The following is a 9,009-nucleotide window of genomic DNA, read 5'->3' as shown; positions in this document are numbered from 1 at the left end:
GTTTTAGATATCAATTCTGGTGTTGCCGTAAGTTTCGCAGTTACATATGGCTCTCAACGCTTGGTACTAAATAATATTACCAACTTAAAATCAAGAGATTATGAGACGTTTGCAATGCAATATAACACCTATGAGCCTTCGTCCTGTCAATAGGCATTAGTTTTTTATTGGCCGCCGCGTAAGCGGCCAATACCAAATCTCTGAGCCAGTGAGCCTGCTTCGTGTGTCATCGTTGGCTGTTGGTGGCTTACAGCAAACACCTATTGAGGCTCTCTTAGTGTGGTGGTTATCCACTGCCAAACTGAGTTGCTCCCTGCAGATTAGTTTGGGGCACTAGACATTCATCGGTTAACCGGTATCTGTCCTAGTCAAAAAGCGGGTTACGATTTCGTCCCAGTTAGTTTCAGGTTCAGCTCCGGTGTAAGCGCACTCGCTCAGAGTATTGATGCACGCCAGCAGAATGGATAATCAAAGCGACGGGCTTCGTAGTGGGTGTAGAAATTCGGTTCGAGGGTTGCGTACCCAGTCAGCAGACACCGGTTTTCAGCACACTCCGTCATGATCCAGTTAGACGTTGATCATCATCCTGCTGCGTGACTAACTCTTTAAGAAACGTTTTTCATCGAATATTTTCTCGTTCTTTAACATGAAATAAACAGCACGGCCCAGCTTGTGAGCTAGTGCAGATAAAGCTTTAGCTTTGCTCATGCGCTTTTGAAAGCGTTGCAATAATTGTTGAGCGCCCGAGTTGCCTCTGAGGTACAAAACCGCCGCTTCAGAGAAGGCCCATTTGAGGTGGGCATTGCCGATTTTGTTGCCTTGCGTGCCATAGGTTTTGCCGGCGGATTCGGCTTTGCATTTGATAAGCCGGGCGTAAGAAGCAAATTTTTGAACCGACTCGAAGCGTTGAATATCGCCGATTTCGTAGAGGATGGTCAGCGCGAGTATGCGACCAATACCTGGGATTGTTTTTAGCAGGTAAAAGTACGCGGGTTGATGTTTCTTGGCCTGTTTTTCTAAGAACCATTCCACTTGGCTAAGCTCGCGGTGATAGCACTCGAGAACCGCCATATCTAGGCTGATATTGCGTTGCACAACAGGATCATCAAAGGTCGAGTTGAGTTGTTCGCGCGCACCAACGTTTTTTAGATTTACTTTGTTTGGCGGTAAGTTGTACTGGCTGGTGGTATTTACGACATGTGCTTTCATGTCAGCGCCATGTCGTACCAAGTTGGTTCTGCGACGCAACAAGTCGCGCGTTGCCCTCATATTGCGAGGATACACATAGGCCAGAGGGAAGTTTCCACCGCGCATCAGGGCCGCAATTTTAAACGAGTCCACACGGTCATTTTTGGTTTTGCCGCCGTGGATAGCTTTCATGTACAAAGCGTGGCCGAGAATAAATTCAATATCATGGTCTTCACAGAAGTCAGCGACCCAGTACCAACAATGCATACATTCAACGCCGAGGACAATATCATCTAAATAGGGCGTGATAAGTTTAATCAGCGCATCTGGTTTGGCGGGAATTTCTTTGTGCAGCAGAGTTTCACCTTGCTGACTAATGATGCAAACATAGAGACTGCGGGCGTGCAAATCGATTCCACAATAATGCTGATGAGTGCTATTGTAAAAGTTCATTGGGTCATCTCCTTTTTCGTTTGGTTGCCTTTCAGTTTAGCCAAGCAGGCTAGACTGGGGAGAAGGCTCAATGAGTATCAAACGCCTTAACTCCGACAATGATTAGTTGTCATGGTTTTGGCAAACAACGCAAAAAGCCATGCCAACACATTGCGTGTTAGGCGGGCGTTAGCTGTTTGTGCGAATGATGACAAAGTGCACACGTTTGTGCTAAACTTCAATTTATGAAAATCTATAATTGGAACCCTGAGAAAAATCAGGAGCTAATAGTCGGGCGAGGCGTTTCCTTTGAAGAAGCGATCTTTCATATTGAGCATGGCGACCTACTAGACGATATTGCTCATCCAAACGCCTCCGATTACCCCAATCAACGGATTTTTGTCATTTGCATTAAAGAATATGTTCACCTCATCCCATATGTAGAAAGTGAAGATGAAGTGTTCTTGAAAACAATCATTCCCAGCAGGAAATTTACCAAACTGTACCTTGGAGGCGGATCATGAGCAAAGGCAAATTATCGAAAGAAGAGAAAGCTCTGCTTGATGCCGTAGAGGCTGGCGAGTTTGAATCAGTATTGACTGAGACACGAAAAATGGAACTGGAAGCAATCGCCAATAACACGTTTAAAAAAGACAAAAGGATCAATATCCGGATCTCAAACAGGGATTTAACTGCTATTCAGTCAAGGGCATCGGAAGAGGGCATTCCGTACCAAACTTTTGTGTCGAGTATCATTCACAAATACATTTCCGGCTCACTGCAAGATCTTACAGCTAACAAGCAAATGCAGCGGACGCAAAATACGCGCGGCTGATTTGGGCGTTAGGCATTCAGGGGGGAAAGATGCATTCAGCTAGTAATAAGTATCTTTTGGCTGCGGCGATATGTTGTTTCGCTGCTGCACTTGCTCACCTTGGTTGTATTGCTTTCGGAGGTGATTGGTATCGCTTCTTTGGTGCAGGCGAACAGATGGCTCGGATGGCTGAGCAAGGGCTTTGGTATCCGACAATTGTAACCTCTATTATTGTAATGGTGCTTTTGGTTTGGGCGCTTTATGGCCTGTCGGGTGCAGGTGTAATTATACGTTTACCGCTAACAAAATTAGCGCTAATCCTCATTGCCAGCATACTTTTACTTCGTGGCGTTTCCTTTGTTAGCTTAATGCCAATTTTCCCAGAAAACAGCCTGACATTTTGGTTAATTAGTTCTGGTATATGTTTGTTTATTGGCGGCCTGTTTGCTTTAGGTTCATGGCAGCAGTGGTCAGTTTTAGGTGCAAAAAGTGCCTAACAATACGCATCATTCGCTGCCGTGAATTGACCTAAAACTTTCCCCATGCTGTTGTATATGATTGCTAATGTTAGGGCATAATGATGTTCGCATTATTTTGGCATGGCTCATGTTGCGAAGGTAAGTATTAAGCAGGCAAACAAGAAGCAGGCAAGGGTGGTAATAAAAAGGTGGTAACAAAAACAATGCAGAAAACAAAAATTGCGGTGGTGGGGGCTTCCGGGCGAATGGGGCGCGAAGTAATCTGTTCCATATTGAAAACTGATCTTATGGAACTTACGGCAGCCTTAACCCACGAGCTGTCAGCTAGTTTAGGGCTTGATGCCGGCCTGCTTGCCCAAGAAGGCCCGTGCAATGTGTTTCTGCAATGTGATTATGCCACCTTGCAACAGGCCGAAGTGGTGGTTGATTTTGCTCTGGCAGAAGGCCTTGAGCAGCGCCTTGCGCATTACCAACAGGCAAAAATTGCCGCTGTTATTTGCACCACGGGTTTGTCGGAGCAACATATGGCAGCGTTACGCCATGCGGCCGAGCATATTCCTGTATTGTACGCGGCCAATACTAGCGTGGGCATTAATACGCTGGCAATGTTGGTGGAGCAGGCGAGTAAGATTATGGGTTTAGACGCTGATATCGAAATACTGGAAGCGCACCATACGGCCAAAAAAGACGCCCCCAGTGGTACGGCTCTTATGTTAGGTGAGGCGGCAGCACGTGGGCGCGGGCAACAATTAGCGGAAGTGACTGAAGTGAACCGTAATGCTTCAGGGGCAATACATAAACCTGGCTCAATAGGCTTTGCCACTTTACGCGCCGGCGACATTATTGGTGAACATACAGTGTATTTGGTGAGCGGTGGAGAACGGTTAGAATTAACCCACCGAGTGAGTTCAAGATCAACCTTTGCTGAGGGCGCTTTACATGCGGCACAATGGCTGGCAACAAAAGAAGCTAACTTTTATTCCATGACAGACGTTCTTGGGGTGGACGGAAACAGCTTAATTCCGTAAAATACCCACAATTTGTCGAACGCCGGCAAGCTCATGTGTGTTGAATGAGTCGAAATTGATTCGTTTGGCATAAGATACGGTGTGAAAACGGGGGAGTAGCGACCACTTGCCCGTTTTTTTATGTTCGGAGGTTACCTTGAGCATTAAAGCGAGCAAGACCGCACGCAAAGCAATTCTAGTTCTTGCCGACGGTACTGTTTTTAACGGAAGCGCAATTGGCGCTGAAGGACAGGCTGTTGGTGAAGTGGTTTTCAATACGGCCATGACAGGCTATCAAGAAATATTAACCGACCCCTCTTACGCAGAACAAATCATTACCTTCACTTACCCCCATATTGGCAACTACGGTACGAACCTTGAAGACGTTGAGTCGAATAGAGTGTGGGCGAAAGGTCTGGTTATTCGCGATATGTCTTTAATAGCCAGTAACTTCCGTAGCTCTCAAAGCCTACCCGACTACTTAGTTGCAAATAATGTGGTTGGCATTGCCGATATAGACACCCGACGCCTAACGCACCATTTACGTGAGCATGGCTCGCAAAACGGTTGTGTTATGACGTACGCTGCCAACGAAGAAGCGCCGATTAAAGCGGCATTAGAAGCGGCGCAGGGCTTTGGTGGTTTGGCTGGGTTAGACCTAGCGAAAGTTACCAGCTGTAAAGAAAGTTATGAATGGACGCAAGGTAGTTGGCTACTGGGTGAAGGCTTTGCCACTGCCACTGAAACACCATTTCATGTGGTTGCCTACGACTTCGGCGCTAAAATGAATATTTTGCGTATGCTCGTTGACCGGGGTTGCCGTGTTACCGTGGTGCCAGCGGAAACAACAGCTGCTGAAGCCTTAGCATTAAAGCCAGACGGCATATTCTTATCGAATGGCCCTGGCGACCCGCTTGCTTGCGACTATGCTATTACAGCAATTAAAGAATTCTTAGCCAAAGGCATACCGTTATTCGGTATTTGTTTAGGGCATCAATTACTAGCTTTAGCTGCTGGCGCAAAAACCATTAAAATGAAAGTTGGCCACCATGGTGCGAACCACCCGGTTCTTAACATTGACCATGGCTCTGTAATGATTACCAGTCAAAACCATGGTTTTGCGGTGGAAGAAAGTAGCTTGCCAAGCCATTTAAAAGCCACCCATAAGTCATTGTTCGATGGCACCTTGCAGGGTATTCAACATACAGAAAAACCGGCCTTTGGCTTTCAAGGCCACCCGGAAGCAAGCCCTGGCTCTCGTGACGCCATGCCATTGTTCGATCAATTTATTGAACTGATGAAACAGCACGCATTAACTTCTGCTCATTCTTAAGGACCTGATCGCACCATGCCAAAACGTACAGATATAAAAAGCATTTTGATTATCGGCGCTGGCCCTATTGTTATTGGTCAGGCGTGTGAATTTGACTATTCAGGTGCTCAAGCCTGTAAAGCGCTACGTGAAGAAGGTTACCGAGTTATATTAGTTAACTCGAACCCAGCAACAATTATGACCGACCCAGAAATGGCCGATGCAACCTATATCGAGCCGATTCACTGGGAAGTGGTTGAGAAGATTATTTCTATTGAGCGACCAGACGCCATACTACCAACTATGGGTGGGCAAACGGCGCTAAACTGTGCGCTTGAGCTCGAGCAACATGGCGTTCTGAAAAAATACAACGTTGAAATGATCGGTGCCACAGCCGACGCCATTGATAAAGCAGAAAACCGCGAGCGCTTCGACAAGGCGATGAAGTCGATTGGTTTAGAAACACCACAAGCTGAAATAGCCCAAAGTATGGAAGAAGCCTTCGACGTACTTGAGCGAGTTGGTTTTCCGTGCATTATTCGCCCTTCGTTTACCATGGGTGGTAGTGGCGGTGGTATTGCTTACAACCGTGAAGAATTTGAAGACATTTGTGGCCGTGGTTTAGCACTTTCCCGCAATAACGAGTTGTTAATCGACAAGTCGTTGATTGGCTGGAAAGAATATGAAATGGAAGTAGTGCGCGACAAAAATGACAACTGCATTATTGTTTGCTCGATTGAAAACTTCGACGCCATGGGTATACACACGGGTGACTCTATCACCGTTGCACCGGCGCAAACTTTAACTGATCGCGAATATCAAATTATGCGCGACGCGTCGTTAGCGGTTCTGCGCGAAATTGGTGTAGAAACCGGTGGTGCTAACGTTCAGTTTGGCGTGTGCCCTGAAACAGGGCGAATGGTTGTTATTGAAATGAACCCGCGGGTAAGCCGTTCGTCGGCGCTTGCTTCGAAAGCGACTGGTTTCCCCATTGCTAAAATTGCCGCCAAGCTGGCAGTAGGCTTTACCCTCGACGAATTAGCCAATGATATTACCGGTGGTGCTACTCCCGCATCGTTTGAGCCTACTATTGATTATGTAGTAACCAAAATACCACGCTTTAACTTTGAAAAGTTTGCCGGCGCGAACGACCGCTTAACCACGCAAATGAAGTCAGTGGGTGAAGTAATGGCTATTGGCCGTAACTTTCAAGAGTCGTTGCAAAAAGCCTTACGAGGTTTAGAACTTGGTGCTTCAGGCTTTAACCCGATTGTTGACTTAGTGAACGACGAAGAAGCACGAGCAAAAATAGTACGCGAACTTTCGGAAGCTGGTGCTGAACGGATTTGGTACATTGGTGACGCCTTCCGCCTTGGTATGAGTGTTGATGAGATATTTAAACTAACACACATTGACCCTTGGTATTTAGTTCAAATTGAAGAGCTAATTAAGCTTGAACAAGAAGTGTCGGAGCTAGGTTTAGCCGGGTTAGACGAACACGCCATACGGTATTTAAAACGTAAAGGGTTTGCCGACTCTCGAATTGCTGAGGTTTTAGATATTGGCGAACAAGAAATTCGTAAGCTACGTGAAAAACATTCAATTTTCCCAGTGTATAAACGTGTTGATACGTGTGCCGGTGAGTTTTCGTCAGAAACGGCGTATATGTATTCTACCTACGATGATGAATGTGAGGCACGGCCAACAGATCGTAAGAAAATAATGGTGATTGGTGGCGGGCCGAACCGAATTGGACAGGGCATTGAATTCGACTATTGCTGTGTACACGCGGTACTGGCTTTGCGTGAAGACGGTTACGAAACCATTATGGTGAACTGTAACCCAGAAACCGTTTCTACCGACTACGACACCTCAGATCGTTTATACTTTGAGTCGATTACGCTTGAAGACGTATTAGAAATAGTACGTATTGAAAAACCAAAAGGCGTAATTGTTCAATATGGTGGCCAAACACCGTTAAAACTAGCCCGTGAACTTGAAGCCAACGGTGTGCCTATTATTGGTACTTCGCCAGACGCCATTGATCGGTCGGAAGATCGCGAACGCTTCCAAAGTGCAGTAACGCGCTTGGGCTTGCTGCAGCCAGAAAACGCTACAGTAACCAACTTCGACCAGGCCATGATTCAGTCACGCCACATTGGTTACCCATTAGTGGTGCGTCCTTCCTATGTGCTTGGTGGCCGGGCCATGGAAATTGTTTACGACGAAGCCGACTTGCGTCGTTATATGACAGAAGCGGTGAAGGTGTCGAACGATTCACCAGTGTTACTCGATCGCTTTTTAGACAACGCCATTGAAGTTGATATCGACGCCATTTGCGACGGTAAAGACGTTTTCATTGGTGGCATTATGCAACATATTGAGCAAGCAGGGGTTCACTCCGGCGACTCGGCCTGTTCATTACCACCGTACTCACTGAGTGACGTTATTCAAGACCAACTACGTGAACAAGTTCGTAAGCTTGCCTTCGAATTGAACGTACGTGGCTTAATGAATACGCAGTTCGCGATTCAAAATAACAATATTTATCTGATTGAGGTAAACCCACGAGCAGCACGAACGGTGCCTTTTGTGTCAAAAGCAACGGGGGTGCCTTTAGCTAAAGTGGCAGCACGTGTAATGGCGGGGCAAAGCCTGCGCGAGCTTGGCTATACCAAAGAAGTTATACCGCCATACTATTCTGTAAAAGAAGTTGTGGTACCTTTTGCCAAATTCCAAGGTGTTGACCCTATTCGTGGGCCAGAAATGCGTTCTACGGGTGAGGTTATGGGGGTGGGTGAAAGCTTTGAAGAAGCCTATGCTAAAGCCAACTTGGCTTGTGGGCAGGCGCTACCAGCCAAGGGCAAAGCACTGCTATCGGTTCGCCCAAGCGATAAAGAACGAGTGATTGATTTAGCTCGCGGATTAATATCTTTAGGCTTTACTGTAGAAGCCACCCGCGGTACTGGTAGTTCATTAAAGGAAGCCGGTATTGAGTGTACTATTGTTAATAAATTACAAGAAGGCCGTCCGAATATTGTCGATGCCATTAAAAACGGGGAGTACAGTTATATTGTCAATACCGTTGAAGGTCGCCAGTCGATTACCGACTCGGTTTATATTCGACGTGAGGCGCTCTTAAACGGTGTGGTGTACACTATTACCCTAAATGCGGGCTTTGCTACAGTAAAAGCCCATACGGTTGACGACAAAGCGCGAGTGAGCTCTTTGCAGGATTTACACAAACGAGTAAAGGATTTATGAGACAGATTCCAATGACAGTTGCGGGTGCAGAAGCGCTACGTAATGAATTAGTGCGGTTAAAAAGTGAAGACCGACCGCGTATTATTGCTGCCATTGCAGACGCACGTGAACACGGCGACTTAAAAGAAAATGCTGAATATCACGCGGCACGCGAGCAACAAAGTTTTTGTGAAGGCCGAATTCAAGAAATTGAAGGTAAGCTTTCAAACGCACAAATTATTGATATTACAAAGCTACCTGAAACGGGCCGAGTTATTTTTGGTACCACGGTAACTATTTATAATATTAAAACGGAAGAAGAAGTAACCTACCGTATTGTGGGTGACGATGAAGCAGAGATTAGAAAGAATTTGCTTTCTATAAATTCGCCTATTGCTCGTGCCTTAATTGGCAAAAGTGTTGACGACGTTGTTGTTGTTGGTACCCCCAGCGGTAATATTGAGTATGAAATTGTTAGTGTGGCTCATCTTTAAAGCTGTTTAACTTTTTATACTGTTAAAACAATAAACACGA

General features: G+C 46.1%; 8 protein-coding genes. 7 read left to right on the top strand and 1 reads right to left on the bottom strand.

What is annotated here, in order from left to right:
- Positions 1–597 precede the first annotated feature (597 nt).
- Positions 598–1,641 carry an IS110 family RNA-guided transposase gene (locus M1L23_RS10195; RefSeq protein ID WP_252627260.1) on the bottom strand — a complete coding sequence of 348 codons (1,044 nt, stop codon included), beginning with the start codon at positions 1,639–1,641 and terminating at the stop codon, positions 598–600.
- Positions 1,642–1,865: 224 nt separating this feature from the next.
- On the opposite strand from M1L23_RS10195, the gene M1L23_RS10190 reads away from it, so the two are divergent.
- From M1L23_RS10190 to greA, 7 genes are all read left to right on the top strand, one after another.
- The gene (locus M1L23_RS10190) at positions 1,866–2,144 is read left to right on the top strand and encodes a BrnT family toxin (protein WP_252627259.1); all 279 of its coding nucleotides are present in this window, start codon (positions 1,866–1,868) and stop codon (positions 2,142–2,144) included.
- Positions 2,141–2,455 carry a CopG family antitoxin gene (locus M1L23_RS10185; protein WP_252627258.1) on the top strand — a complete coding sequence of 105 codons (315 nt, stop codon included), beginning with the start codon at positions 2,141–2,143 and terminating at the stop codon, positions 2,453–2,455. Before M1L23_RS10190 ends, M1L23_RS10185 begins: the two co-directional genes overlap by 4 nt.
- Before the next feature lie 29 nt (positions 2,456–2,484).
- Complete coding sequence (locus M1L23_RS10180) at positions 2,485–2,931, top strand: hypothetical protein (protein WP_252627257.1); 447 nt, start codon at positions 2,485–2,487, stop codon at positions 2,929–2,931.
- Positions 2,932–3,116: 185 nt separating this feature from the next.
- Positions 3,117–3,941, top strand: coding sequence for a 4-hydroxy-tetrahydrodipicolinate reductase (dapB, locus tag M1L23_RS10175; protein WP_252627256.1), 825 nt, complete (start codon positions 3,117–3,119; stop codon positions 3,939–3,941).
- 136 nt (positions 3,942–4,077) lie between these two features.
- Positions 4,078–5,253: a glutamine-hydrolyzing carbamoyl-phosphate synthase small subunit gene (gene carA / locus M1L23_RS10170; RefSeq protein ID WP_252627255.1), complete on the top strand. Its 1,176-nt coding sequence runs from the start codon at positions 4,078–4,080 to the stop codon at positions 5,251–5,253.
- 15 nt (positions 5,254–5,268) lie between these two features.
- Entirely contained in the window at positions 5,269–8,496 is a 3,228-nt protein-coding gene (gene carB / locus M1L23_RS10165) for a carbamoyl-phosphate synthase large subunit (RefSeq protein WP_252627254.1), read from the top strand.
- Positions 8,493–8,969, top strand: coding sequence for a transcription elongation factor GreA (gene greA, locus M1L23_RS10160; RefSeq protein ID WP_252627253.1), 477 nt, complete (start codon positions 8,493–8,495; stop codon positions 8,967–8,969). The genes carB and greA overlap by 4 nt, the downstream gene beginning before the upstream one ends.
- Positions 8,970–9,009 lie beyond the last annotated feature (40 nt).

Source organism: Aliidiomarina quisquiliarum, assembly GCF_023922585.1.
Lineage (GTDB): Bacteria > Pseudomonadota > Gammaproteobacteria > Enterobacterales > Alteromonadaceae > Aliidiomarina > Aliidiomarina quisquiliarum.
This window is presented reverse-complemented; position numbering and strand designations above follow the sequence as displayed.